Annotated in this window: 25 protein-coding genes; 9 read left to right on the top strand and 16 right to left on the bottom strand. The window is 55.1% G+C overall.

Annotated elements, in window-relative coordinates; all coding sequences use genetic code 11:
- Positions 1-371 precede the first annotated feature (371 nt).
- Positions 372-1,310 carry a transcriptional regulator LrhA gene (gene lrhA / locus RVY89_RS03490; RefSeq protein ID WP_021241557.1) on the bottom strand — a complete coding sequence of 313 codons (939 nt, stop codon included), beginning with the start codon at positions 1,308-1,310 and terminating at the stop codon, positions 372-374.
- 938 nt (positions 1,311-2,248) lie between these two features.
- Between lrhA and alaA the strand changes: the two genes are divergently transcribed.
- Both alaA and yfbR read left to right on the top strand, forming a co-directional pair.
- A complete protein-coding gene (alaA, locus tag RVY89_RS03485) occupies positions 2,249-3,463 on the top strand; it encodes an alanine transaminase AlaA (RefSeq protein ID WP_008500204.1) in 1,215 nt (404 codons plus the stop codon).
- 118 nt (positions 3,464-3,581) lie between these two features.
- Positions 3,582-4,181: a 5'-deoxynucleotidase gene (gene yfbR / locus RVY89_RS03480; RefSeq protein WP_090419955.1), complete on the top strand. Its 600-nt coding sequence runs from the start codon at positions 3,582-3,584 to the stop codon at positions 4,179-4,181.
- Positions 4,182-4,234: 53 nt separating this feature from the next.
- Here the strand turns inward: yfbR and RVY89_RS03475 are convergent, their stop codons facing one another.
- From RVY89_RS03475 to yfbV, 4 genes are all read right to left on the bottom strand, one after another.
- The gene (locus RVY89_RS03475; RefSeq protein ID WP_484826909.1) at positions 4,235-6,067 is read right to left on the bottom strand and encodes an SLC13 family permease; all 1,833 of its coding nucleotides are present in this window, start codon (positions 6,065-6,067) and stop codon (positions 4,235-4,237) included.
- A 75-nt stretch (positions 6,068-6,142) separates the two neighbouring features.
- Complete coding sequence (locus tag RVY89_RS03470; RefSeq protein ID WP_484826908.1) at positions 6,143-6,802, bottom strand: sugar phosphatase; 660 nt, start codon at positions 6,800-6,802, stop codon at positions 6,143-6,145.
- Positions 6,803-6,813: 11 nt separating this feature from the next.
- Positions 6,814-7,308: a YfbU family protein gene (locus tag RVY89_RS03465; RefSeq protein WP_008502874.1), complete on the bottom strand. Its 495-nt coding sequence runs from the start codon at positions 7,306-7,308 to the stop codon at positions 6,814-6,816.
- A gap of 91 nt (positions 7,309-7,399) precedes the next feature.
- Entirely contained in the window at positions 7,400-7,855 is a 456-nt protein-coding gene (yfbV, locus tag RVY89_RS03460; RefSeq protein WP_484826907.1) for a terminus macrodomain insulation protein YfbV, read from the bottom strand.
- Positions 7,856-8,192: 337 nt separating this feature from the next.
- Between yfbV and ackA the strand changes: the two genes are divergently transcribed.
- On the top strand, positions 8,193-9,395 hold the full coding sequence (ackA, locus tag RVY89_RS03455; RefSeq protein ID WP_063145415.1) for an acetate kinase: 1,203 nt from the start codon (positions 8,193-8,195) through the stop codon (positions 9,393-9,395).
- A gap of 76 nt (positions 9,396-9,471) precedes the next feature.
- A complete protein-coding gene (gene pta / locus RVY89_RS03450; RefSeq protein WP_047174245.1) occupies positions 9,472-11,613 on the top strand; it encodes a phosphate acetyltransferase in 2,142 nt (713 codons plus the stop codon).
- A 117-nt stretch (positions 11,614-11,730) separates the two neighbouring features.
- Here pta and RVY89_RS03445 read toward each other — a convergent pair whose 3' ends face one another.
- The 5 genes from RVY89_RS03445 to RVY89_RS03425 form a co-directional block, all read right to left on the bottom strand.
- Entirely contained in the window at positions 11,731-12,684 is a 954-nt protein-coding gene (locus RVY89_RS03445; protein ID WP_484826906.1) for a transketolase family protein, read from the bottom strand.
- Positions 12,677-13,507 carry a transketolase gene (locus tag RVY89_RS03440; RefSeq protein ID WP_484826905.1) on the bottom strand — a complete coding sequence of 277 codons (831 nt, stop codon included), beginning with the start codon at positions 13,505-13,507 and terminating at the stop codon, positions 12,677-12,679. Before RVY89_RS03440 ends, RVY89_RS03445 begins: the two co-directional genes overlap by 8 nt.
- Entirely contained in the window at positions 13,504-14,895 is a 1,392-nt protein-coding gene (locus tag RVY89_RS03435; protein WP_023617386.1) for a PTS ascorbate transporter subunit IIC, read from the bottom strand. The genes RVY89_RS03440 and RVY89_RS03435 overlap by 4 nt, the downstream gene beginning before the upstream one ends.
- 21 nt (positions 14,896-14,916) lie before the next feature.
- A complete protein-coding gene (locus RVY89_RS03430; protein WP_023336413.1) occupies positions 14,917-15,189 on the bottom strand; it encodes a PTS sugar transporter subunit IIB in 273 nt (90 codons plus the stop codon).
- An 80-nt stretch (positions 15,190-15,269) separates the two neighbouring features.
- Positions 15,270-15,713, bottom strand: a complete 444-nt coding sequence (locus tag RVY89_RS03425) for a PTS sugar transporter subunit IIA (protein ID WP_484826904.1) — start codon at positions 15,711-15,713, stop codon at positions 15,270-15,272.
- 234 nt (positions 15,714-15,947) lie between these two features.
- On the opposite strand from RVY89_RS03425, the gene RVY89_RS03420 reads away from it, so the two are divergent.
- Positions 15,948-16,967: a LacI family DNA-binding transcriptional regulator gene (locus RVY89_RS03420; protein ID WP_023336415.1), complete on the top strand. Its 1,020-nt coding sequence runs from the start codon at positions 15,948-15,950 to the stop codon at positions 16,965-16,967.
- A 3-nt stretch (positions 16,968-16,970) separates the two neighbouring features.
- Here RVY89_RS03420 and yfcD read toward each other — a convergent pair whose 3' ends face one another.
- Genes yfcD through yfcF form a run of 3 tightly spaced genes read right to left on the bottom strand, consistent with a single transcriptional unit; the run spans position 16,971 to position 18,833 of the window.
- Positions 16,971-17,525 (bottom strand): NUDIX hydrolase YfcD, encoded by a 555-nt coding sequence (gene yfcD, locus RVY89_RS03415; RefSeq protein ID WP_023312551.1) that lies wholly within the window; start codon positions 17,523-17,525, stop codon positions 16,971-16,973.
- A gap of 55 nt (positions 17,526-17,580) precedes the next feature.
- Complete coding sequence (yfcE, locus tag RVY89_RS03410) at positions 17,581-18,132, bottom strand: phosphodiesterase (RefSeq protein WP_484826903.1); 552 nt, start codon at positions 18,130-18,132, stop codon at positions 17,581-17,583.
- A 56-nt stretch (positions 18,133-18,188) separates the two neighbouring features.
- Positions 18,189-18,833 carry a glutathione transferase gene (gene yfcF / locus RVY89_RS03405; RefSeq protein ID WP_484826902.1) on the bottom strand — a complete coding sequence of 215 codons (645 nt, stop codon included), beginning with the start codon at positions 18,831-18,833 and terminating at the stop codon, positions 18,189-18,191.
- 140 nt (positions 18,834-18,973) lie between these two features.
- On the opposite strand from yfcF, the gene yfcG reads away from it, so the two are divergent.
- The 4 genes from yfcG to RVY89_RS03385 all read left to right on the top strand — a co-directional run bounded on the left by yfcG (position 18,974) and on the right by RVY89_RS03385 (position 21,508).
- Positions 18,974-19,603: a GSH-dependent disulfide bond oxidoreductase gene (yfcG, locus tag RVY89_RS03400; RefSeq protein ID WP_032646621.1), complete on the top strand. Its 630-nt coding sequence runs from the start codon at positions 18,974-18,976 to the stop codon at positions 19,601-19,603.
- A 75-nt stretch (positions 19,604-19,678) separates the two neighbouring features.
- Complete coding sequence (gene folX / locus RVY89_RS03395) at positions 19,679-20,047, top strand: dihydroneopterin triphosphate 2'-epimerase (protein ID WP_395304324.1); 369 nt, start codon at positions 19,679-19,681, stop codon at positions 20,045-20,047.
- Positions 20,048-20,060: 13 nt separating this feature from the next.
- A complete protein-coding gene (locus RVY89_RS03390; RefSeq protein WP_484826901.1) occupies positions 20,061-20,954 on the top strand; it encodes a TIGR01777 family oxidoreductase in 894 nt (297 codons plus the stop codon).
- 44 nt (positions 20,955-20,998) lie between these two features.
- The gene (locus tag RVY89_RS03385) at positions 20,999-21,508 is read left to right on the top strand and encodes a GNAT family N-acetyltransferase (RefSeq protein WP_484826900.1); all 510 of its coding nucleotides are present in this window, start codon (positions 20,999-21,001) and stop codon (positions 21,506-21,508) included.
- A gap of 139 nt (positions 21,509-21,647) precedes the next feature.
- Here RVY89_RS03385 and hisP read toward each other — a convergent pair whose 3' ends face one another.
- From hisP to RVY89_RS03370, 3 genes are read right to left on the bottom strand one after another with little or no spacing between them, the layout of a single operon-like run.
- The gene (hisP, locus tag RVY89_RS03380) at positions 21,648-22,421 is read right to left on the bottom strand and encodes a histidine ABC transporter ATP-binding protein HisP (RefSeq protein ID WP_023312558.1); all 774 of its coding nucleotides are present in this window, start codon (positions 22,419-22,421) and stop codon (positions 21,648-21,650) included.
- An 8-nt stretch (positions 22,422-22,429) separates the two neighbouring features.
- A complete protein-coding gene (locus RVY89_RS03375) occupies positions 22,430-23,146 on the bottom strand; it encodes an ABC transporter permease (RefSeq protein ID WP_008502590.1) in 717 nt (238 codons plus the stop codon).
- On the bottom strand, positions 23,143-23,829 hold the full coding sequence (locus RVY89_RS03370) for a histidine ABC transporter permease HisQ (RefSeq protein ID WP_014832782.1): 687 nt from the start codon (positions 23,827-23,829) through the stop codon (positions 23,143-23,145). Before RVY89_RS03370 ends, RVY89_RS03375 begins: the two co-directional genes overlap by 4 nt.
- Positions 23,830-23,885 lie beyond the last annotated feature (56 nt).

Here is a 23,885-nt window from a genome sequence, read left to right as displayed (position 1 = left end):
TGTATGTTGTTGAATCGTGTCCGTTTCGGAAGTAAAAAAAATAACCCTCCTATTTTGACAGGATTTGCCAACGATTCCTCCCCCCAAATAGGAGTATTTTCTTGATCTGTGACACGCTTTTGTTAATTCAATCTGGAAAACGGCAACATATTTCCTGTTTTTTTAACATAGGAGGGATGTGGATGAAGTTAGAACGGAAAACGAGCAAGATTTTAGCAAAAGCATTTAGCATATTGATAAATATGAAGTATTTTGAAAATCCATACGCCATAAGCGGATATTTCTGCTAAAAAAAAGCCACTGCATGTGAAAATCACACGAGTGGCTTTTTTTTACACTTACATTTTGTTACCAGAATTCTGAGCTGGCGATCACTCAAAATCCCCTTCAACGATCAGGGAGTCATCCCCCCCTTCGGAGGTAACGCGCTCGAACTGCCACGGGTTATGGTAGTTTTCCATCGCCTCGAATACCACCTTGGCCAACTCGTTATGACTGGACGAATTGTGGCAGAGCAGATATTCAGTATCCGGCAGCGCAGGCAGGCCATCGGATTTGCCCAGAACGCGCAGATCGGGGCTCATCATCTCTACCGGACGTGCCGTAACACCCAGACCGGCCTTCACAGCGGCACGGACCGCTGGCAGCGTGGAGGCCACATACGCCAGACGCCACGGAATGTTGGCCTCATTCAGCGCCGTGAGCACCATATCGCGGAACGGGCTCGGATCATCCAGTAAGACCAGTGGAACCGGCTCGCCTTTTTGCAGCACGTATTCGGCTGCGCAATACCAGTGCGTAGGCGATGTGCGCAGCGTCAGGCAATCAAACTGCCCGGGACGATGCGTAGTCACCACCAGGTCGACTTTATTCTCATTTAACATCTCAACCATAAAAGCATTACGCTTTACGCTCACGTCCAGCGCAAGCTTCGGATAAACCGAACTAATTCGATTGAGAAGAAACGGCAATATAGTATCCGCCGACTCATCAGATGCACCTAACGTTAGCACCCCTTGTAGGTTGCTAAACATTAATGACATACATGCTTCATCATTAAAGCGAAGAATTTTCCTGGCATAACCCAGAAGCTGAATACCGTGTTCCGTTAAGAGCTTATTACGCCCATGACGCGCAAAAAGCTCTTTACCAACCAGTTGCTCCAGCCGCTGCATTTGCTGGCTGACGGCGGACTGAGTTCGGCAAACGGCGGCAGCAGCTGCTGCAAAAGTGTTGAGATCGGCGACCGCAACAAACGTTCTCAGCAGATCGAGGTCGAGATTCATTATCGGACGATTTGCATTTATCATATCTATTCACTTTCAGGTTGCTCGTGCGGAGCTGCCCGGGTTGAAGCTGTGTGTGTACAGTTAAGCAATTCCCTCTGAAGATTTTCCCTCGCATCCCGGCCCGGCAGACTGCCTGACAGATAGTTATTGTGCTGCTTTATATCAACAGTCAGAAAGCACGTTTCATGACGTTATTTTTATTCTCTTAAACGTTCAGGATATTTAGATGTTCGCAGGTTTATGTAAATTACATTAAAGGTATAACACCTTTTCTGCCATCTGTATCGCAGCGCTGTCAACGTAGCAGGAGATGTGCGACACATTCCAGCCAGAGATAACTCTAACAATAACAATCAATTAATTCGGAAAACCAGGGTCAGATATACAAAAAACGTGCATCTGTCCTCTGCTTTCCTGGAAGACATCTTAACCCAAATCCACTTTATTTATAAGTCTTATTGCAATATTAAGGATTAAAGAAGAATGTTAAGCTTCTAAACTAATTTTATTAAAATTAACTAAAGTTGCATTTTATAGGTTAATAATAAATAAATTTTAATTTAGATTAAGACCATTCATTAATGGCACTTAACATTAATTTCACATGGGTAACTTTTATCCACTGTCTGCTATTACAGAAACAGGTATCAAGCATTCAGGTTTTACGAAAAGTCACTCAGGGTGACTGCCACCGCTGTCCGGCTCACCACTTATTTTTAGCAGCACATTATACAGTATTTTGTTAAATGAATAGCACATTTAACCTAAGCTCTCGCTATGCGCACAACTTTAAGACAGTGAAAAAGCGTACGTGCAGCGAAAAAGATTCATCAAAAATTTGTACCCCGCGCAAAATCTTCTACTGCACACCCTTCAAAACGAAGCGAGGGGGGAGTACATTATTCCGTGCTGACTTCCACGGCAGGGAGCGGCAATAATAGCGAAAAGGTTAAAGGTTCATGTCCCCTATCGAAAAATCCAGCAAGCTAGATAACGTCTGTTATGACATCCGCGGCCCGGTTCTGAAAGAGGCAAAACGCCTTGAAGAAGAAGGCAACAAGGTTCTGAAACTCAACATTGGTAACCCTGCGCCATTTGGTTTTGAAGCGCCGGATGAAATTCTGGTTGATGTGATCCGCAACCTTCCTACTGCACAAGGCTATTGCGATTCAAAAGGACTTTACTCCGCACGTAAAGCCATCATGCAGCACTACCAGGCACGCGGTATGCGTGATGTTACCGTTGAAGATATCTATATCGGCAACGGCGTCTCCGAACTGATTGTGCAGGCGATGCAGGCGCTGCTGAACAGCGGGGACGAAATGCTGGTCCCTGCGCCGGACTATCCGCTGTGGACGGCTGCCGTGTCGCTGTCCAGCGGTAAAGCGGTGCACTATCTGTGCGACGAGTCCTCCGACTGGTTCCCGGACCTGGACGATATTCGCGCAAAAATTACGCCCCGCACGCGCGGTATCGTCATTATTAACCCGAATAACCCGACGGGCGCGGTTTACTCAAAAGAGCTGCTGATGGAGATCGTTGAGCTGGCCCGTCAGCACAACCTGATCATCTTTGCCGACGAAATTTACGACAAGATTCTGTACGACGCGGCGCAGCACCACTCCATCGCCGCGCTGGCCCCGGACCTGCTCACCGTCACCTTTAACGGCCTGTCCAAAACCTACCGCGTGGCCGGTTTCCGTCAGGGCTGGATGGTACTGAACGGTCCGAAAAAACACGCCAAAGGCTATATTGAAGGGCTGGAGATGCTGGCTTCCATGCGTTTATGCGCCAACGTTCCGGCACAGCACGCGATCCAGACCGCACTCGGCGGCTATCAGAGCATTAGCGAGTTTATCGTGCCCGGTGGTCGCCTGTACGAACAGCGTAACCGCGCGTGGGAACTGATCAACGATATCCCGGGCGTCTCCTGCGTGAAGCCGAACGGGGCGCTCTATATGTTCCCGAAAATTGACGCGAAGCGCTTCAATATTCACGACGACCAGAAAATGGTGCTCGATTTCCTGCTGCAGGAAAAAGTGCTGCTGGTCCAGGGGACGGCGTTTAACTGGCCGTGGCCGGATCACGTGCGTATCGTGACGCTGCCGCGCGAAGATGACCTCGAAATGGCCATCAGCCGCTTCGGGCGCTTCCTCTCTGGATACCATCAGTAACGTTGCCTTACGGCCGGGTGGCGCTGCGCTTACCCGGCCTACAAAACCTGCAAATTTGCATCTTCCCTCCCCTCCCCGCACAATGAACGCCTGTCGCAGTGAAGACAAAAGGTAACCTATGAGTCAGAGTCATTTCTTTGCCCACCTCTCCCGCCTGAAACTCATCAACCGCTGGCCGCTGATGCGCAATGTCCGCACGGAAAATGTGTCAGAGCACAGCCTGCAGGTTGCGATGGTCGCTCACGCTCTGGCCGCCATTAAAAACCGTAAATTCAACGGTCAGGTCAATCCAGAGCGCATCGCCCTGCTCGCGATGTACCACGATGCGTCAGAAGTGCTGACCGGCGATCTACCTACGCCGGTGAAATATTTCAACTCGCAAATTGCGCAGGAATATAAGGCCATCGAGAAAATTGCCCAGCAGAAGCTGATTGAGATGGTGCCGGAAGAGTTGCGCGACATCTTTGAGCCGCTCATCGATGAGCATCAGTACACGGAAGATGAAAAGTCGCTGGTCAAGCAGGCGGACGCGCTTTGTGCCTATCTGAAGTGTCTCGAAGAGTTGTCCGCAGGGAATAACGAATTTTTGCTGGCAAAAACGCGCCTGGAAAAAACGCTGGAATCCCGCCGCAGCGAAGAGATGGATTACTTTATGCAGGTGTTTGTACCGAGCTTCCACTTATCGCTGGATGAGATCAGCCAGGATTCGCCGTTGTAATTTTTCGCCGGGTGGCGGCTTCGCCTTCCCGGCCTACGTTTCTACGCTCACGCTTAAAACGGAAACAGGACCGGTATCAATACCACGCACACCAGCATCACCAGCACGGTGAACGGCACGCCCAGCTTCACGAAATCGCTGAATCGATAGTTCCCCGGCCCGAGCACCAGCGTGTTTACCGGTGAAGAGACCGGCGTCATAAATGCCGCGGAGGCCGCCATCGCCACCATCATCGCAAAGGGATACGGCGACACGCCCATGGTTTTGGCCATCGCCAGCGCGATAGGCGCCATCAGTACCGCCGTCGCGGTATTCGAGATAAACAGACCGATCGTGGCGCACATGATAAATAAACAGACCATCATCATGTACGGCCCATACCCGCCGCCAACGTCCATTAAGCCTTTAACGATCAGATCCACCCCGCCGGTTTTTTGCAGCGCCAGGGCGAAGGGCATCATTCCGACAATGAGAATTATGCTCGGCCAGTGAATGGCTTTATAGGCGCTTTCGGCGTCAATGCAGCGGAATTTGCCCATCAACAGACAGGCAATGATTGCGGCAACCGGATTGGGGATCTCATCGGTCAGCATCAGCGCCACCATCAATACAAGACAAAAAATCGCGTGTGGCGCCTGGCTGTGCGCTGGCGACGCGTCGCTCTCCTCAACAGGCATGTTGAGCACCACAAAATCGCGCCCTTTTTGCCCTAGCTGGCTAATCAGCTTCCAGTTACCGACAACCAGGAAGATATCGCCCAGCAGGATCGGCTCATCCACCACCGCCCCTTCCATCGCTACGCCATCGCGCTTCAGCCCCACGACGTTCAGGCCATAGCGGGTTCGGAACCCCATTTCCCGCACGGTTTTGCCCAACAGCTCCGATTCAGGGATGAGCGATACTTCGGCCATGCCAACATCCAGCGCCTGATCGGAGAAATACTCCCCGCGCAGCACCATCGGCTCCAGCAGCTGTTCGCTGCAGAACTCGCGCAGGTCCACATCGGCGGTGGACATATCAATCAGCAGGACGTCCCGCGCGCGGAATTCCGACACCCCGTTGACGTTGACGATCACCCGACGAAAACGGCGCCAGCGCTCTACGCCGATCACGTTCGCGCCATACCGCTCACGCAGCTTCAGGTCGTCAAGGCGCTGCCCCACCATCGGCGAGCCGGGGCGAATAGCCAGACGGCGCGCCCGCCCGGCAAGACGATACTCTTTAATCAGATCGCGGAAGGTGCGTCGCTTCCATCCTTCTTTATTTTTGTCCTGTTTTTCACCTTTCAGGGCGAACCGGGTCAGCAGCATGTAGACCACGCCCATGACCAGAATGACCAGCCCAAGCGGGGTGACGCTGAAAAAACTGAAGCCCTCAAATCCCTCCCGGATCAGTTCGCTGTTCACGACCAGGTTCGGCGGCGTTGCCACCAGCGTCATCATCCCGCTGATCAAACCGGCAAAACTCAGGGGCATCATCAGGCGCGACGGCGAGCTCTGCATCCGCATGGAAACGCTAAGCACCACCGGGATAAAGATGGCGACCACGCCCGTGGAGCTCATAAACGCCCCCAGCCCGGCGACGGTCACCATCAGGTAGATCAGCATTTTGGTTTCGCTGCTGCCCGCCACCTTAACCAGCCACGACCCCATGATGGTCGCTACGCCGGTACGCACCAGGCCATCCCCAATAATAAACAGAGCGGCAATCAGGATAACGTTGGGATCGCTAAATCCGGAGAAGGCTTCCGGTAGCGTGAGCGTACCGCTCAGCACAAACGCGACGATGACAAACAGGGCGACGGCGTCCATGCGTACCTTGCCCGTGGCAAAAAGAATGATGGCGATTAAAAGCAGGCTCAGGACCCAAATCAGTTCACCGTTCACAACCTATCCTTGTCAGTGGAAGATGAGGAATTTTGCCATAAAAAAGCCCCAGCAATGTGGGGCCATATCATGGGATTACACTTTTAGCGAGACGGTTACAACTCCGTCAGAGGCTTTTGAAACAGACAGGGCCGTCAGTGAATCCAGCACCAAATCTGCCTCGTCCAGCCGGGGGGATCCGGCCGGAACGTTAACAGCGATGACGTGGCTCCCTGCGTTCAGCCCGGCCAGTACGCCAGCCGCCGCATCTTCCACCACCACGCACTCTGCGGGGGCGAGGCCCAGCAGCTCAGCGCCCAGTAAAAAAGCGTCGGGCTCCGGTTTACCGCGCTTAACGCGCTCCGCAGTGATAAACACTTCCGGCTTCGGTAAACCCGCCGCCTTATGACGGGCGTGGGCAACGGGAATAGAGCCTGAGGTGACGATAGCCCACGGGATCTGCGCTTCGTTCAGATGCTCAAGCAGCTCGCGCGCGCCAGGTAAGGCGGTGATGCCGTCCGTGTCCGTGGCTTCAATGTGTTCCAGATACTTGAACTCCGCCTGAATTTCGTCCTCAGCGCGTCCGGCCAGGAAGTGCCGTAGCGAGGTGATGGCCTGTTTGCCATGGATAAAATTCAGCACCTCCTGATGGTCGATGCCATGTCTGTCAGCCCAATGGCACCAGGAACGCTCCACTACCGGCAGCGAATCCACCAGCGTACCGTCCAGATCAAACAGAAAGCCTCTACACTGCACACGCACCTCCGTCAGGCATTAATGATTTGTTGAATTTCGTTGCTGCTTAAATGGTACTGACGCGGGCAGGCGTGCCACGCGCTCAGCATACGCTGATATTTATCCCACATCGGGGTCTGCGCGTTGAAGCCGTGGGTTCCCGCATCAAAATGGGTATAGCGCCCTTCCGTATTCACCATAAAGCGAACATAGCTCAGATAACGCGCTTCCGTTGCGGCATCAAAGCCTAAGAAGGTCACGCGGCGCTCGTCAATGGACTGTTGATCTTTGAGATTCGTCCAGGACACGTGCAGGGCGTGATACATCTCCATAATGTCGATCACGATGCGGCAGGTTTCTTCTTTCAGCTCGCCAAACTCGCGGTCAAGTTCGCGCATTTGCAAACCAAAACCGCGTTCGACGATGGTTTGCAGGCGGCTGTAGCGCGCAGCGTTATCGGGATCAAGCATAGTCATCATCTTGTACTGGTTAGACAAAATCAGACGTTGAGCATGGGTCATTTCCATCTTTCGACTCCTGTAGCGCATTGCACTTAAAAAAAAGACACGGTAACTGATTGTTACTGTGCCTTCTTTTCGTCGTCGTTTCGATGATCAATCACAAATCATCGAGGAATGTTTTATCCAGTTGCTTAAAAGCACGATTTAACGTGTCCGCCAGCGCCTGGTAATCCGGCTTGCCTTCAACCGGGGCGAGCGCCTGTCCGGCCTCCTCCAGTTTTCCGCGCACTTCATAAAACCAGTGTAAAATAGAAGGGGGAAGTGGGGTGATGGAGCGTTTACCTAACCACCACAGGCCCTGCATAGGCAGGCTTAACGCGAAGAGCGCCGTCGCGACCGCGGGGCCAAGCTGCCCGCCCAACGCAATCTGCCAGCACAGCGTAAAGACAGCGACAGGCGGCATAAAGCGAATCGCGTAGCGCGTGGCGCGGATGGTGCGATTCTCAATGAACATAGGCGCAAGGCGCTTTTCCATCGGCCACGTCTTTGCGTAATGCTGTCCCCGACGAAACAGACTGAAGAAATTTACGGACGGGTTCTCTGGTGTCGACATGGCTGTACCTCAACTTCACATATAAAAATTAAAATTTTCGTGCAAAACCACAACAAGCTATGACAACGTTCAAAATATTTTGTCATCTCTACCCCGTATCGGGTATCCTGTGCCAGCCTGATAGGGCCATAGACGAGAATCATTAACTCGTCAAATTATTGCATATTATGCCATTGGCTGAAAATTGTGCAAAATGGCATAAAATCATAGTTATTTCTTTCATCATGCCACAATGTTCGTTTGGCATGATGTTAATCATAAATGTCTGAGTCGTCATGCGTTACGCTGTTAGACTCACTGACGTTTTTTTAGCCACGTATCAATAATAGGTACTTCCATGTCGAGTAAGTTAGTACTGGTTCTGAACTGCGGTAGCTCCTCACTGAAATTCGCCATCATCGATGCGCTCAACGGTGACGAATACCTCTCTGGTTTGGCCGAATGTTTCCATCTGCCTGAAGCACGTATCAAGTGGAAGATGGACGGCAGCAAACAAGAAGCGGCTTTAGGTGCAGGCGCCGCTCACAGTGAAGCGCTGAACTTTATCGTTAACACTATTCTGGCACAAAAACCAGAACTGTCTGCTCAGCTGACTGCGATTGGTCACCGTATCGTCCACGGCGGCGAAAAATACACCAGCTCCGTCGTCATCGACGAATCTGTGATCCAGGGCATCAAGGACTCTGCGTCCTTCGCACCGCTGCACAACCCGGCTCACCTGATCGGTATCGCTGAAGCGCTGAAATCCTTCCCGAATCTGAAAGACAAAAACGTGGCCGTGTTTGACACCGCGTTCCATCAGACCATGCCGGAAGAGTCTTACCTCTATGCCCTGCCGTACAGCCTGTACAAAGAACACGGCGTACGTCGTTACGGCGCGCACGGCACCAGCCACTTCTATGTGACTCAGGAAGCCGCAAAAGTCCTGAACAAGCCGGTTGAAGAACTGAACATCATCACCTGCCACCTGGGCAACGGTGGTTCTGTTTCTGCTATCCGCAACGGTAAATGTGTTGATACCTCCATGGGTCTGACCCCGCTGGAAGGTCTGGTGATGGGTACCCGTTCCGGTGACATCGATCCGGCGATCATCTTCCACCTGCACGACACCCTGGGTATGAGCGTTGACCAGATCAACAAAATGCTGACCAAAGAGTCTGGCCTGCTGGGTCTGACCGAAGTCACCAGCGACTGCCGTTACGTTGAAGACAACTACGCTGAGAAAGAAGACGCTAAACGTGCAATGGACGTTTACTGCCACCGTCTGGCGAAGTACATCGGCTCTTACACCGCGCTGATGGAAGGCCGTCTGGACGCGGTTATCTTCACCGGTGGTATCGGTGAGAACGCGGCAATGGTCCGTGAACTGTCCCTGGGCAAACTGGGCGTTCTGGGCTTCGAAGTTGATCACGAGCGTAACCTGGCTGCCCGCTTCGGCAAGTCTGGGTTCATCAACAAAGAAGGCACCCGCCCTGCTCTCGTTATCCCAACTAACGAAGAACTGGTCATCGCGCAAGACGCGCACCGCCTGACTGCCTGATTCCACACCGCCAGCAATGCTGGCGGTGCTGTTTTGTAACCCGCCCCATTTGGGCGGTAACGAAAGAGGATAAACCGTGTCCCGTACTATTATGCTGATCCCTACCGGAACCAGCGTCGGCCTGACCAGCGTCAGCCTTGGCGTTATCCGTGCTATGGAACGCAAAGGCGTTCGTCTGAGCGTCTTTAAGCCAATCGCCCAACCGCGTGCCGGTGGCGATGCGCCAGACCAGACCACCACCATCGTTCGCAAGAACTCCAATCTGCCAGCGGCTGAACCGCTGAAGATGAGCCACGTTGAATCTCTGCTGTCCAGCAACCAGAAAGACGTGCTGATGGAAGAGATCATCGCCAACTACCATGCCAACGCGCAAGACGCGGAAGTGGTGCTGGTTGAAGGTCTGGTCCCGACGCGCAAACACCAGTTTGCCCAGTCTCTGAACTTTGAAATCGCGAAAACCCTGAACGCAGAGATCGTTTTCGTGATGTCTCAGGGCACCGACACCCCAGAGCAGCTGAACGAGCGTATCGAGCTGACGCGCAGCAGCTTCGGCGGCGCGAAAAACACCAACATCACCGGCGTGATCGTCAACAAGCTGAACGCGCCAGTGGATGAGCAGGGCCGTACTCGCCCTGACCTGTCCGAGATCTTCGACGACTCTTCCAAAGCGAAAGTCATCAAAGTTGACCCGGCTAAGCTGCAGGAATCCAGCCCGCTTCCAGTTCTGGGCGCGGTGCCATGGAGCTTCGATCTGATTGCCACCCGAGCAATCGACATGGCGCGTCACCTGAACGCCACCATCGTTAACGAAGGCGACATCAACACCCGCCGCGTGAAGTCCGTGACCTTCTGTGCGCGTAGCATTCCGCACATGCTGGAACACTTCCGCGCAGGTTCCCTGCTGGTGACCTCCGCAGACCGTCCTGACGTGCTGGTTGCAGCCTGCCTGGCCGCAATGAACGGCGTGGAAATCGGTGCGATCCTGCTGACCGGTGCCTACGAGATGGACCCGCGCGTCAGCAAGCTGTGCGAACGCGCGTTCGCCACCGGCCTGCCGGTCTTCATGGTGAACACCAATACCTGGCAGACCTCCCTGAGCCTGCAGAGCTTCAACCTGGAAGTGCCGGTTGATGACCACGAGCGTATCGAGAAAGTTCAGGAATACGTTGCCGGCTACATCAACGCAGACTGGATCGAATCCCTGACTGCGACCTCCGAGCGCAGCCGCCGTCTGTCTCCTCCAGCATTCCGTTACCAGCTGACCGAGCTGGCGCGTAAAGCGGGCAAACGCGTTGTTCTGCCAGAAGGCGACGAACCACGTACCGTTAAAGCGGCTGCCATCTGCGCAGAGCGCGGCATCGCGACCTGTGTGCTGCTGGGTAACCCGGATGAGATCAACCGCGTAGCGGCCTCTCAGGGCGTTGAGCTGGGCGCTGGCATCGAAATCGTTGACCCTGAAGTGGTTCGCGAAAGCTACGTTGCCCGTCTGGTTGAGCTGCGTAAGAGCAAGGGCATGACCGAAGCCGTTGCGCGCGAGCAGCTGGAAGACAACGTGGTGCTGGGCACGCTGATGCTGGAGCAGGACGAAGTTGACGGTCTGGTTTCCGGTGCGGTTCACACCACGGCGAACACCATCCGTCCACCGCTGCAGCTGATCAAAACTGCACCGGGCAGCTCTCTGGTTTCTTCCGTGTTCTTTATGCTGCTGCCTGAACAGGTTTACGTTTACGGCGACTGCGCGATCAACCCGGATCCAACCGCAGAACAGCTGGCAGAAATCGCTATCCAGTCCGCGGACTCCGCGATTGCCTTCGGTATCGAACCGCGCGTGGCGATGCTCTCCTACTCCACCGGTACCTCTGGTGCAGGTAGCGACGTAGAGAAAGTGCGCGAAGCGACCCGTCTGGCTCAGGAAAAACGTCCTGACCTGATGATCGACGGCCCGCTGCAGTACGACGCCGCGGTCATGGCCGACGTTGCGAAATCCAAAGCGCCGAACTCTCCGGTTGCAGGTCGCGCTACCGTGTTCATCTTCCCGGATCTGAACACCGGTAACACCACCTACAAAGCGGTACAGCGTTCTGCCGACCTGATCTCCATCGGGCCAATGCTGCAGGGCATGCGTAAACCTGTGAACGACCTGTCTCGTGGCGCACTGGTAGACGATATCGTCTACACCATCGCGCTGACGGCGATCCAGTCTTCGCAGCAGCAGTAATTGTAAGGTCTTGCCGGATGGCGCTTCGCTTATCCGGCCTACAGGACCGTAGGCCCGGTAAGCGCGAGCGCCACCGGGCAACAAAAAGGCGACCACTAAACCGGTCGCCTTTTTTATTCACAGCAGCTCGCGCGCCGCCGATACAATGTCATGTGCCGTCAGGCCATACTCTTTCTGCAGAAAATCCTGCGTCCCCACCTGGCCATAACGCTCCTTAACGCCCACCCGCCGCATCGGCACCGGGCAGGTTTCCACCAGCACTTCCGCTACCGCCGACCCCAGCCCGTTGTGAATGCTGTGGTTTTCACAGGTGACGATGCGCCCGGTTTTCTCGGCGTAGTTTTTCACCAGCATCCGGTCGATGGGCTTGAGGGTAAACATGTCGATGACCGCCGCGCTGACGCCCTCCTGCTCAAGCTGGCGCGCCGCTTCCAGCGCTTCCGACACCATGATGCCATTGGCAATCAGGGTGATATCGGTTCCTTCGCGCAGCACGTTGCCTTTTCCGATGGTGAAGGTTGAGCCAGGCGCATACACGCTCGGCGCCTGCTTACGGATGGTACGTACCCAGTAGAAGCCCTGGAGGTCGATAAGCTGGCGCAGCACGTCCTCGAACATCATCGCGTCGGTGACCTCCAGCACCACCGAGTGTGCCAGACCGCGCACGATGCCCATATCCTCAAACGACATGTGCGTGCCGCCGTTGTGGCAGGCCGTCACGCCCGCGTCTGAGGCAATCACCTTCACGTTGTTGCGCTGATAGTCCAGGGACATAAACAGCTGGTCAAAGCAGCGGCGGCTGGCAAAGGCGGTGAAGGTGTGAACGAACGGCTTGCGTCCGGTAAGCGACAGCCCGGCTGCCGTGCCGATGACGTTGGCTTCCATAATGCCACAGTTAATCACGTGCTGCGGATAATCGCGCGCCACGCCGTCCATTGCCATCGAGCTCATCAGGTCTGCTTCGAGCGCAATGATGTCACTTCCGGTCTCAATCTGTTTTGCCACGAAGCCAGCGTAGACTTTACGCATCTCAACGGCGTCTTTCTGTCCTGCCGGTGCAACCTTAATCATGTGAAGCCTCCAGTTGGCGAATCGTCTCGTTGAGAGCCGCTTTGCTCTCCGCGGTCAACCGCAGGTGGTGCGAGTTGCTGAGCTGCTCCAGATACGGCACCCCCTGGCCTTTGATACTGTCGAGGATGACGATTAACGGACGCGCATCGGCCTTGGGGACCCGAGACGTTAGCGCCAACAAACCCGGAATGTCGTCGCCCTTCACCGTGGCCACGTCAAAGCCAAAGGCGCGGAATTTGCCCTCCAGGTCAAACGCGCTGATGATTTCGTCCAGCTCGCCGTCGAGCTGCTGTTTGTTCCAGTCGACAAATACCGTCAGGTTGTTCAGGCGATGGTGGGCAATAAACTGGAACGCCTCCCAGCACTGTCCCTCGTTCAGCTCGCCGTCGCCGACGATGCAGAAGACCCGATTCGGTCGCCCCGCCAGCCTGTGCGACAGCGCCATACCGCCAGCAATTGAGATCCCCTGCCCCAGCGAACCGGTGGTGGCGTCTACGCCGCGCGTTTTCAGACGGTCCGGGTGGCTTGGCAGGCGCGTGCCGTTCTGGTTCAGGGTGCTCAGCTCTTCCACCGGGAAGTAGCCCTTGATCGCCAGCGTGCTGTAGAGCGCCGGACCCGCATGGCCTTTCGACAGGACAAAGTAGTCTCGCTCCGGCCAGTCCGGATCCGCCGGGTCGATTTTCATCACCGTGCCGTACAGCACGGCCAGGGTTTCGACCACCGACATACTGCCGCCATAGTGGCCAAAGCCCAGCTGCGTCAGGGATTTCAGCGTCTCAAGACGGATCTGACGCGCGAGTTCGGTTATCTCTTTCTCATTCATGATTTGGCTCCGGTGTTTTCCTGCGCGTTACCGCCCGCAGGTTTGTTTTTCGCGAAGACGTTGTACGCCACCAGCAGCGCGAACAGCGCCACAACCAGCCCGGTGATGGCAAGCGGCGACAGGAAGCGCGCCAGGTTGCCGAGGACAATCCCGACAGCGCCGAAGTCGGCGTCAGAGAAGGTGGTGTTCGCAAAGCCAATGGCGCCCAGCACCGGCAGCAGCAGGACCGGCAGGAAGGTGATCAGCAGGCCGTTAGCAAAGGCGCCAATCATTGCCCCGCGACGTCCGCCGGTGGCGTTTCCGAACACGCCCGCCGTTGCGCCGGTGAAGAAGTGCGGCACCACGCCCGGGAGGATCAGCACCCAGCTAAACTGACCGCAGATGAACAACCCCACAATCCCGCCGAGGAAGCTGAACAGAAAGCCAATCAGCACCGCGTTTGGCGCATAGGGATAGACCACCGGGCAGTCCAGCGCAGGACGCGCGTTCGGCACCAGTTTTTCGGAGAATCCGGTAAAGGCCGGGACGATTTCAGCAAGAATCAGGCGTACGCCCTGCAGGATGATGAACACGCCCGCCGCGAAGGTGATCGCCATGATGATGGCGTAGACGAGATAGTTCTGACCGGCGCTGAAGGTGGCCTCGACGTACTCGCGTCCGGCGCTCACCGCCATGATCAGGTAGATAATCATCATGGTCAGAGAGATGGAGATCGAGCTGTCGCGAAGGAAGCTCAGGTTCTTCGGCAGGTTCATCTCTTCGGTTGAGCGGGAACCTTTGCCAACCTTGCTGCCAATCCAGCCGGACAGCACGTAGCCCAGCGTGCCGAAGTGGCCGAAGGCAATCTCATCGTTGCCGGTAATGCGCTTCATGTAGCGCTGCGCAATCGCCGGGAAGAAGGCCATGATCAGGCCGAGGATCAGTGACCCGGTAAAGACCAGCCCCACGCCCTCAAAGCCCGCCACCGTCAGGATCACGCCAATCATGCACGCCATATAAAACGTGTGGTGTCCGGTCAGGAAGATATACTTCAGGCGGGTAAAGCGTGCGACGATAATATTCGCCACCATCCCGAAGGCCATAATAAGCGCGGTCGCTGCACCGTACTTTTCCAGCGCAATGGACACTATCGCTTCATTGTTTGGAATAATGCCCTGGATAGTAAAGGCGTGTTCAAACATACCGCCTAATGGATTTAATGACCCGACCAGCACCGTGGCGCCGCCGCCCAGTACAATAAAGCCCAGGATGGTTTTAATGGTTCCTTTCACCACGTCGGAAAACGCTTTTTTCTGCGCAACCAGACCGATTAACGCAATTAAACCCACCAGCACCGAAGGGACTTTTAAAATATCAACAACGAAATTCAGCGTTTCAAGGATAAACATATCCACCTCGCCTTATCAGGGTTATTGTCTGTCGAACCAGGCGCGCAGCTGCGCTTCAAGTTCGTTGATGTCGATGATGTTGTTGATCACTACCAGCTGGCTTTCCGGCACGCTGGCGCTGGCGGCAATGTCTTTTGCCATCACGAACAGATCGGCCGCGCCGGGTGTGGCCGAGGAGAGATCGGAGTGTTCAACTTCAGCTTCAATCTCCAGCTTTTTGAGCACCTTTTTAATATTCATTTCGACCATAAAACTACTGCCCAGGCCAGAACCGCAAATAGCCATGATTTTCATTGATGTCCCCTTATTTTGAGTAGAGTACGCCCCATCACGCTGACGCGTAATGTTGTGAAAAACCGGATTAAAGAATTAAATCAGAAGCGGTTAATAATCGTTTTAATTTCCTCCAGGGTATTCGCCTGATGCAGTTTCTCCATATCCTCGTCGCTGGAAAATAATTCTGCGAGTGCGGATATCATTTCGATATGGCTATGTTTGTCCGGCGCCGCGAGCATAATAACGACATCGACAGGGTCAAACTCACCGGCACCAAACGAGACGCCCTGTTTTAGTTTTAATAAAGACAACCCCAGTCCTTTGGCTCCTTCCTCCGGCCGCGCATGCGGCATCGCCAGCCCTGGTGCCAGCACATAATAAGGTCCTAACGTGTGGTGCTGCTGGATGATGGCCGTGACGTATTCAGGCCCAATCACCTGCATATCCAGCAGCGGCTTCGCGCACAGCTCCAGCGCCTGCGGCCAGTTTTCCACGCTATCCTGCAGCGCGATGGTTGTATCATATATCCATTTTTTGAGCACTTTTCACTCCCGCTACACGCTAAAGATGAGCAAACTTTATTCAACACATCGCTGGATGACTGCGATCGGGATCACAAAGATAGCGCTACCAATCTTTAACATGCAGAAATGTGATAGCGCTATCAAATTGCAATCACGGCGCTAAATCACAGCAAAAAAAGGGATTTAAGGCGTATACTGCCTGTCACGTGAAGCGAAGGAAATGAAGAACGCGTCTGGTCAGCAGGAAGGTGTATGTCTCTAACCCGAAAACGGCGCAGTACTGGTAAAGTGACACTCGCCGATGTCGCACAGCTTGCCGGTGTGGGCACGATGACCGTGTCCCGTGCACTCCGCACTCCCGAACAGGTTTCCGATAAACTACGAGAAAAAATTGAAGCTGCCGTGCAGGAGCTGGGTTATATGCCTAATCTTGCCGCCAGCGCGCTGGCCTCGGCGTCGTCATGGACGATCGCGATGGTGGTGCCTAATCTCTCCGAAGCCGGATGCTCGGAGATGTTTGCCGGGCTACAGCAGGTACTGCAGCCTGCCGGGTATCAAATCATGCTGGCTGAATCCCAGCATCGTCTAGAGCAAGAGGAGAAATTGCTGGAGACGCTGCTGGCGTCGAATATTGCCGCCGCTATCCTGCTCAGCGTTGAACATACCGACACCGTTCGCCACTGGCTGAAAAATGCGTCTATTCCGGTGATGGAGATGGGTGCCATGCGCGCCGATCCGATTGATATGAATATCGGAATTGATAACGTAGCGGCCATGTATGAACTCACGGAAATGGTGATTAAGCGCGGCTATCAAAATATTGGCCTGCTGTGCGCCAACCAGGAGCAGTGGATTTTCCAGCAGCATCTGCAGGGCTGGTACAAAGCCATGCTTCGCCACCATATGTCGCCAAACCGGGTCATTAACGCGGCGATGTCGCCGAGCTTCTCGACCGGTGCAGCACAGCTGCCCGAATTTCTGCTGGCCTGGCCGGAGCTGGATGCGCTGGTATGCGTCTCTGACGAGCTGGCCTGCGGCGCGCTTTACGAGTGCCAGCGCAGGCGAATCAAGGTGCCGGACGATCTGGCGGTAGTAGGCTTTGGCGATAGCGACGTGAGCCGCGTCTGTCAGCCGCCGCTGACGACCATGGCGGTGCCGCATCGTAAGATTGGAATTGAAGCCGGGAAAGCATTGCTGGAGCGTCTGAATGACGGTGACTGGCGCGATCAAAAGCCCATCGCGTCCAGTCTTTGTCTGAGAGAGAGCTGCTGAAGCTTACTCAGCCTCTTCCTCTTTCTCTGATTTGGTCGATTCGTTTTTGGCGTTGCGGGTCATCCACAGCGCCAGCGCTTTTAATGAATCCGGCGTAAACTCATCGCAGCGCGCGGTGATCTCTTCCGGCGTCATCCAGCTGACTTCGCTCACTTCTTCTTCCTGCAGGGCGAACGGGCCGTGAGAAACGCAGCTAAACAGCCCGCCCCAGACGCGGCAGTTTTCGTCTTCGAAATAGAACTGACCGTGCTCGGCAAACGGCACTCCGGCGATGCCTAACTCTTCTTCTGCTTCTCGACGCGCGGAATCCAGCAGCACTTCATCAGCCTGGACAACACCGCCTGCGGTGGCATCCAGCATACCCGGGAGAAAATCTTTGGTGTCCGTGCGGCGCTGGACCAGAATTTTGCCCATCCCGTCATGCACAACGATATACGTTGCGCGGTGACGTAAACGCTCCGCACGCATTTGTTCGCGGCTGGCCTGCGCGATCACTTCATTCTCTTCGCTGACAATGTCAACCCACTCTGTACTTGCCAAATGACTCTGCTCCACCATCGGGAAACCTTCTCTTCTAAGCGCTCTTTCGGCGCGTTTGCAGTTGAGGTGTAACTTACGGATTAATCGCTACCTGCGCAATAACTTGCTGATCATTAAGTGCGATAACGCTCAGGGTATTTCCATCCAGCAGGCCATAGCTCGCAGGATAGCCGCCTTTCGGTATGCTGACCGAACCCGGGTTAAAGTGATAAATCTCACCGCGCTTTTCAGCAACCGGAATATGAGTATGACCGTAAACCAGGACATCGCCAGCCGCGAGCGCCGGGAGATTATCCGGGCTAAAAAGATGCCCGTGCGTCAGGAACAGACGGCTTTGTTCCAGCAGCACCTGTTGCCACGGTGCGGTAAGGGGAAAATGCAGCAGCATCTGGTCCACTTCGCTGTCGCAGTTGCCGCGAACGGCGATGATGCGCGAGGCGTACGGGTTAAGCTTTTCCGCGACCTGCGCAGGGGCATAGCCTTCCGGCAGCGCGTTGCGCGGGCCGTGATTGAGCACGTCCCCCAAAATAATCAGCCACTGCGCACCGCTTTGTGCAAACAGGGAAAGGACACGCTCGGTAGCGGGCAGCGATCCATGGATATCCGACGCAAACATCAGTTTCATCAGTCACTCCTCGGGAAAACAGACTGCCCCCATCATACCTGAAGCGGCATGGCTTATCAGCCCGCGCGCTTAGCCGAGAGTGCCACATAGCGCTGCACGGAGGCACGCTGCCACTGAAACGCGGCATAATCCACCAGCAGCTGCGGCATCTCATCGCCGTTGAGGATCAGGCGGTTTAGCATCAACGCCAGATCTGCATCAGCAATGCACCACTCGCCGAACAGGTTCGGGTTGCCGTGGTCGAGGAGCGAGGTGGCGGTTTCAATCAGTTTTTGCGCGCTTTCACGGCCTTCTGCGCTGAGCGCTGGTTTTTTAACCCCGGCAAACACAACGTCCGTCGAGCGCTCCACGCGAATCGGCACCAGATCGCTTCGCAGCCACGCCTGGATCTGCCGCGCCCGCGCGCGTTTTTGCAGGTCGTGAGGATAGATGCGCTCCCACTCGGGCGGCGCGAACCGATCTTCCAGATATTCATCAATTGCCGACGATTCGCTCAGAGCAAATCCATCAATCTCCAGCACCGGCACGCGTCGGGTCAGGTCGTAGCCCTGCCACTGCGGTTTAAGATGTTCACCACCGTCAAGATCAACGGTCTTTAGCGTAAAAGTGAGCCCTTTTTCGGCCAGCGCAACGTATACGCTCATAACATAGGGAGAAAAGAAATTCGCATCGGACCACAACGTGATGACGGGCTGGTTCATAACATCCTCATAGGCTGATCGGTTTTTACTCAACATATAATCTCTTTGCCTCGCTGTCACTTGATGAAAACTCACGATTTACAACAACCACCTATACTCATTTGTCATGGCACCACTCTTCGCATGGACAGGAGTTGAGAATGATCGACCTTTATTACGCCCCTACCCCAAACGGCCATAAGATCACCCTCTTTCTTGAAGAAGCCGAGCTGGATTACAGGATCATTCGCGTGGATATCAGCAAAGGCGAACAGTTCAGCCCTCTTTTTCTGGCTATCTCGCCGAATAACAAAATCCCGGCCATTATTGATAACCAGCCGGCGGACGGGGGCAGACCGCTGAGCCTGTTTGAATCCGGTGAGATTTTGCTCTATCTGGCGGAGAAAACCGGCAAACTGCTGAGCGGCGAGCTGCGTGAGCGTCATCATACCCTGCAGTGGCTTTTCTGGCAGGCGAGCGGGCTGGGCCCCATGCTGGGTCAAAATCATCACTTTACCGCATACGCCCCGCAGCCCATTCCTTACGCGATAGAACGCTATCAGGTCGAGACGCAGCGGCTCTATGACGTTCTGAACCGTCGGCTGAAGAAAACGCCGTGGCTCGGGGGCGATCATTACAGTATTGCCGATATCGCCTGTTGGCCGTGGGTGAATACGCATGAAAAACACCGAATTGACCTGGCCTCTTACCCGGCAGTGAACAACTGGTTTGAGCGCATCCGGACCCGCCCGGCCACCGAGCGAGCGATGCAAAAAATCCAGCAGATTTAACCCTCTATGAAGCTGGGTGCCTGCGAGCCTCTCATGTATTATGAGCAGGAAATACTGACACGGAGAAGACCTGCAATGTCACAGCCAGATGCTGTTATTCGTATAAAAAATTTACGCTTGCGTACCTTCATCGGTATCAAAGAGGAAGAGATCGCCAACCGTCAGGATATTGTCATTAATGTGGTGATTCACTATCCCGCAGACAAAGCGCGGGCCAGCGAAGACATCAACGACGCGCTGAACTACCGCACAATAACCAAGAATATTATCCAGTTTGTGGAGAATAACCGGTTCTCTCTGCTGGAAAAATTAACTCAGGATGTGCTCGATATCGCACGCGAACATCACTGGGTCACTTATGCTGAAGTTGAGATCGATAAACTTCACGCCCTGCGCTACGCCGATTCCGTCTCCATGACGTTAAGCTGGCGACGCCAGGCGTAAACCTGGAGGTTGTATGAAGATTTTGCTGACCGGCGGGACAGGCCTGATTGGTCGTCACCTCATTGCGCGTCTGCAGGCCTTGCATCACGACATTACCGTGGTCACGCGCAGCCCGGAGAAGGCGCGTCAGGTGCTGGGGGCGGGCATCGATATCTGGAAAAATCTGGCCGAGCAGCAAAATCTGGACGGCTTCGACGCCGTCATTAATCTCGCGGGTGAACCCATCGCCGATAAGCGCTGGACGGAAGAGCAAAAACAGCTGTTATGCAGCAGCCGGTGGAACATTACCGAAAAGCTGGTCGAGCTGATCCGCAATAGCCAAACTCCGCCTTCGGTACTGATTTCAGGTTCAGCCGTGGGCTATTACGGCGATCTCGGCGAGGTGGTGGTGACCGAGGAAGAGCCGCCGCATAACGAGTTTACCCATAAACTCTGCGCCCAGTGGGAGCGTATCGCCAGTGCGGCGCAGAGCGATCGAACCCGCGTCTGTCTGCTGCGGACCGGCGTTGTGCTTGCGCCGAAAGGCGGCATTCTGGCTAAGATGCTTCCCCCTTTCAGGCTCGGACTCGGCGGCCCCATCGGTAATGGCCGTCAGTATATGGCGTGGATCCATATTGACGATATGGTCAACGGGATTCTGTGGCTGCTGGAAAACGATCTGCGCGGGCCGTTTAATATGGTTGCGCCGTATCCGGTGCGTAATGAACAGTTTGCCCACGCCCTGGGGCATGCCCTGCACCGCCCGGCGATATTGCGCGTGCCTGCCACGGTCATTCGTCTGCTGATGGGTGAAGCGTCAGTGCTGGTATTGGGCGGACAGAGAGCGCTGCCAAAACGGCTGGAAGCGGCAGGGTTTGCGTTCCGCTGGTATGAATTAGAAGAGGCGCTGGGGGATGTGGTGCGGTGAATATGGTACTGTGACAGGCTATGTTCCGAAGATATGGCGTAACAATGGCAACCATCACCACACCCCGGCTTCACCTCACTCCTTTCGAACCTACTGACTGGGCCTTCTTCCGCTCGCTGCGTGAAGATCGCAGCATCATGCGCTACATGGCCGCCATCGCCCCGGAAAAAGAGACTCGCCGCGTGTTTGCCGCACGCCTCGCTGCTGCTCATGTGTTTGTCATTCGCTCCCGGGATGATGATACGCCGCTGGGCGATATCGGCCTGCAGATTAGCGCTGAGAATCGTGAAGAGGCGGATATCGGCTATACGGTTGTGCCTGCCGCGCAGGGGAAAGGTATCGCCAGCGAGGCGCTGCGCGCGGTGTGTGATTATGCGTTTAACCAAACCGGCGTGAAGGCGATTAACGCGTACGTGCTGGCGGACAACGGCGGGTCGGTGCGGGTGCTGGAGAAAGCCGGGTTTGTGCGTATCCAGGTGCTGGAAAAAGCGTATGAGATTGACGGCGTGCACTATGACGACTGGGTGTACCGGCTGGAGTGTAGTGCGGCCTGAATGCCGGGCGGCACTGCGTTTGCCCGGCCTACGGTTTTGTAGGCCCGGTAAGCGAAGCGCCACCGGGCGATTGGGCGGTACTGCAGTCTGATGCCCTCACCCCGCCCCTCTTCCACAGAGAGAGGGTGAAAGGCAAAACCTACTTCAAAGACCCCTTCAGGAACTGCTGCAAACGCGGGCTTTGCGGGTTCGCCAGCACCTCGTCCGGATGCCCCTGCTCTTCAATTTTCCCCTGATGCAGGAAAATCACGTGGTTCGAGACGTTACGGGCGAAGCCCATCTCGTGCGTCACTACCACCATCGTTTTGCCCTCTTCGGCCAGCTTCTGCATGATGCGCAGCACTTCGCCAACGAGTTCCGGGTCGAGCGCGGAAGTCGGTTCGTCGAACAGCAGCACCTCGGGCTCCATCGCCAGCGCGCGCGCGATGGAGACACGCTGCTGCTGACCGCCGGAGAGATGCACCGGGTATTTCATCTGCTGGCGCTCGTCGATGCCCACTTTCGCCAGGTATTTTACCGCGCGCTCGCGGGCTTCCTGCTTGCTCAGGCCCAGCACCTGAATCGGCGCTTCCATCACGTTCTCCAGCACCGTCATGTGGCTCCAGAGGTTGAAGTGCTGGAACACCATCGTCAGGCGCGTACGCAGCAGGCGCAGCTGGTGCTTATCGGCCACCTTCAGCTGGCCGTCTTTGTCGCGCACCAGGTTGATGTTCTGTCCGCTCACCACAATCGAGCCTTCGCTCGGCTTTTCGAGGAAGTTAATGCAGCGCAGGAAGGTACTTTTACCCGAGCCGGATGAGCCGATGATACTGATCACGTCGCCCGCATTCGCCTGCAGCGACACCCCTTTCAGCACTTCATGTTCGCCGTAGCGTTTGTGCAAATCAATAACGTTTAATTTGTTCTCAGCCATCATCTTTCTCAGTGCGTCGAAGAAGGTTTTATATGCTGCAACCAGCGTTTTTCAGCCTTACGGAACAGGCTGATCAGAACATAAGAGATAATTAAATAGAGCACCGCCGCAATGCCAAACGCGGTAAACGGCTGATAGGTCGCGGAGTTAATATCGCGCGCGATCTTGAGCAGATCCGGCACCGTCGCGGTAAAGGCGAGCGCGGTGGAGTGCAGCATCAAAATCACTTCGTTACTGTACGCCGGTAACGCGATACGCAGCGCCGACGGCAGAATAATGCAGCGATAAAGTTTCACCGAGGAAAAGCCGTACGCGCGCGCCGCTTCAATCTCACCGTAAGGGACAGAGCGAATTGCACCGGCGAAAATCTCGGTGGTGTAGGCGCAGGTGTTGAGCGTCAACGCCAGCACCGTACAGTTCAGGCCGCTGCGGAAGAACGCATTCAGCATCTCAGTGCCTTTTACGATCTCAAGCGTGTACATCCCCGAATAGAATACCAGCAGCTGCACGTACAGCGGCGTACCGCGAAACACGTAGGTAAACAGCCAGATCGGGAACTGGATAAATTTATTGTTCGACACGCGGCCAATGGCAAGAAACACCGCCAGAATGCCGCCCATCACCACGGAGGAGATCAGCAGCCAGAGCGTAATCGCCACGCCGGTAAAGCGGTAGCCATCCGTCCACAGCAGCGATTTCCAGTATTCCTGAATAATCTCAATCACAGGTCAGCCCTCTTCACACCCACGGAGTAGCGACGCTCGAGCAGAAGCAGCACACCATTGGAGACGGTCGTAAAGACCAGATAAATCACGCCGCAGACCACCGCAAAGTAGAACGGCTCCCAGGTGCTCTTGCCCGCCAGCTGAGTCGCTTTAACCACATCTTCCAGGCCGAGCAGCGAAACCAGCGCAGTGGCTTTGAGGATAACCTGCCAGTTGTTGCCGATGCCCGGCAGCGCATAGCGCATCATGGCCGGGAACATAATCCGACGAAACGTTTGTGAAGAGGTAAAACCAAATGCGGTTGCCGCCTCAATGTGGCCTTTCGGCACGGCCATATAAGCACCGCGGAAGGTTTCGGTGAAGTAGGCACCGTAGATAAATCCGAGGGTAATAATACCGGCCACCATTGGGTCGATATCAATTTGTCCCATGCCCATCGCGTCCGTCACGCTGTTCAGCGCAATCTGCAGACCGTAAAAGATCAGCAGCATCAGCACCAGATCGGGAACGCCGCGAATAAGCGTGGTGTAGCCTTCAAAAATTAGCGCCAGCGGTTTGTTAGCCGAAAGCTTCGCCCCTGCGCCTGCCAGACCTATCAGCACCGCCAGCACCACGGAGCTGATAGCCAGCTCAAGGGTGACAAGCGCGCCCTGTAAAATAACGCCAGAAAATCCGTACAGCATACCGCGAGCCCTGTCGTATCGTGAGTGGTGGAACCGTGTCTTTTCCCCTCCCACAG

Source organism: Enterobacter sp. 3U4 (assembly GCF_057224565.1).
Note: the sequence above shows the minus strand (reverse complement) of the source record. Positions and strands in the feature narration are given on the sequence as shown.

Coding starts and splice junctions, on each gene's coding strand:
- RVY89_RS03420 (WP_023336415.1), top strand. CDS start 15,948: ATGTCTCTAACCCGAAAACGGCGCAGTACTGGTAAAGTGACACTCGCC.
- RVY89_RS03390 (WP_484826901.1), top strand. CDS start 20,061: ATGAAGATTTTGCTGACCGGCGGGACAGGCCTGATTGGTCGTCACCTC.
- alaA (WP_008500204.1), top strand. CDS start 2,249: ATGTCCCCTATCGAAAAATCCAGCAAGCTAGATAACGTCTGTTATGAC.
- folX (WP_395304324.1), top strand. CDS start 19,679: ATGTCACAGCCAGATGCTGTTATTCGTATAAAAAATTTACGCTTGCGT.
- RVY89_RS03370 (WP_014832782.1), bottom strand. CDS start 23,829: ATGCTGTACGGATTTTCTGGCGTTATTTTACAGGGCGCGCTTGTCACC.
- yfbV (WP_484826907.1), bottom strand. CDS start 7,855: ATGTCGACACCAGAGAACCCGTCCGTAAATTTCTTCAGTCTGTTTCGT.
- ackA (WP_063145415.1), top strand. CDS start 8,193: ATGTCGAGTAAGTTAGTACTGGTTCTGAACTGCGGTAGCTCCTCACTG.
- yfcD (WP_023312551.1), bottom strand. CDS start 17,525: ATGGTGGAGCAGAGTCATTTGGCAAGTACAGAGTGGGTTGACATTGTC.
- RVY89_RS03440 (WP_484826905.1), bottom strand. CDS start 13,507: ATGAATGAGAAAGAGATAACCGAACTCGCGCGTCAGATCCGTCTTGAG.
- RVY89_RS03385 (WP_484826900.1), top strand. CDS start 20,999: ATGGCAACCATCACCACACCCCGGCTTCACCTCACTCCTTTCGAACCT.
- yfcG (WP_032646621.1), top strand. CDS start 18,974: ATGATCGACCTTTATTACGCCCCTACCCCAAACGGCCATAAGATCACC.
- RVY89_RS03435 (WP_023617386.1), bottom strand. CDS start 14,895: ATGTTTATCCTTGAAACGCTGAATTTCGTTGTTGATATTTTAAAAGTC.
- RVY89_RS03465 (WP_008502874.1), bottom strand. CDS start 7,308: ATGGAAATGACCCATGCTCAACGTCTGATTTTGTCTAACCAGTACAAG.
- yfcE (WP_484826903.1), bottom strand. CDS start 18,132: ATGAAACTGATGTTTGCGTCGGATATCCATGGATCGCTGCCCGCTACC.
- RVY89_RS03430 (WP_023336413.1), bottom strand. CDS start 15,189: ATGAAAATCATGGCTATTTGCGGTTCTGGCCTGGGCAGTAGTTTTATG.
- hisP (WP_023312558.1), bottom strand. CDS start 22,421: ATGGCTGAGAACAAATTAAACGTTATTGATTTGCACAAACGCTACGGC.
- yfcF (WP_484826902.1), bottom strand. CDS start 18,833: ATGAACCAGCCCGTCATCACGTTGTGGTCCGATGCGAATTTCTTTTCT.
- lrhA (WP_021241557.1), bottom strand. CDS start 1,310: ATGATAAATGCAAATCGTCCGATAATGAATCTCGACCTCGATCTGCTG.
- yfbR (WP_090419955.1), top strand. CDS start 3,582: ATGAGTCAGAGTCATTTCTTTGCCCACCTCTCCCGCCTGAAACTCATC.
- RVY89_RS03445 (WP_484826906.1), bottom strand. CDS start 12,684: ATGATTAAGGTTGCACCGGCAGGACAGAAAGACGCCGTTGAGATGCGT.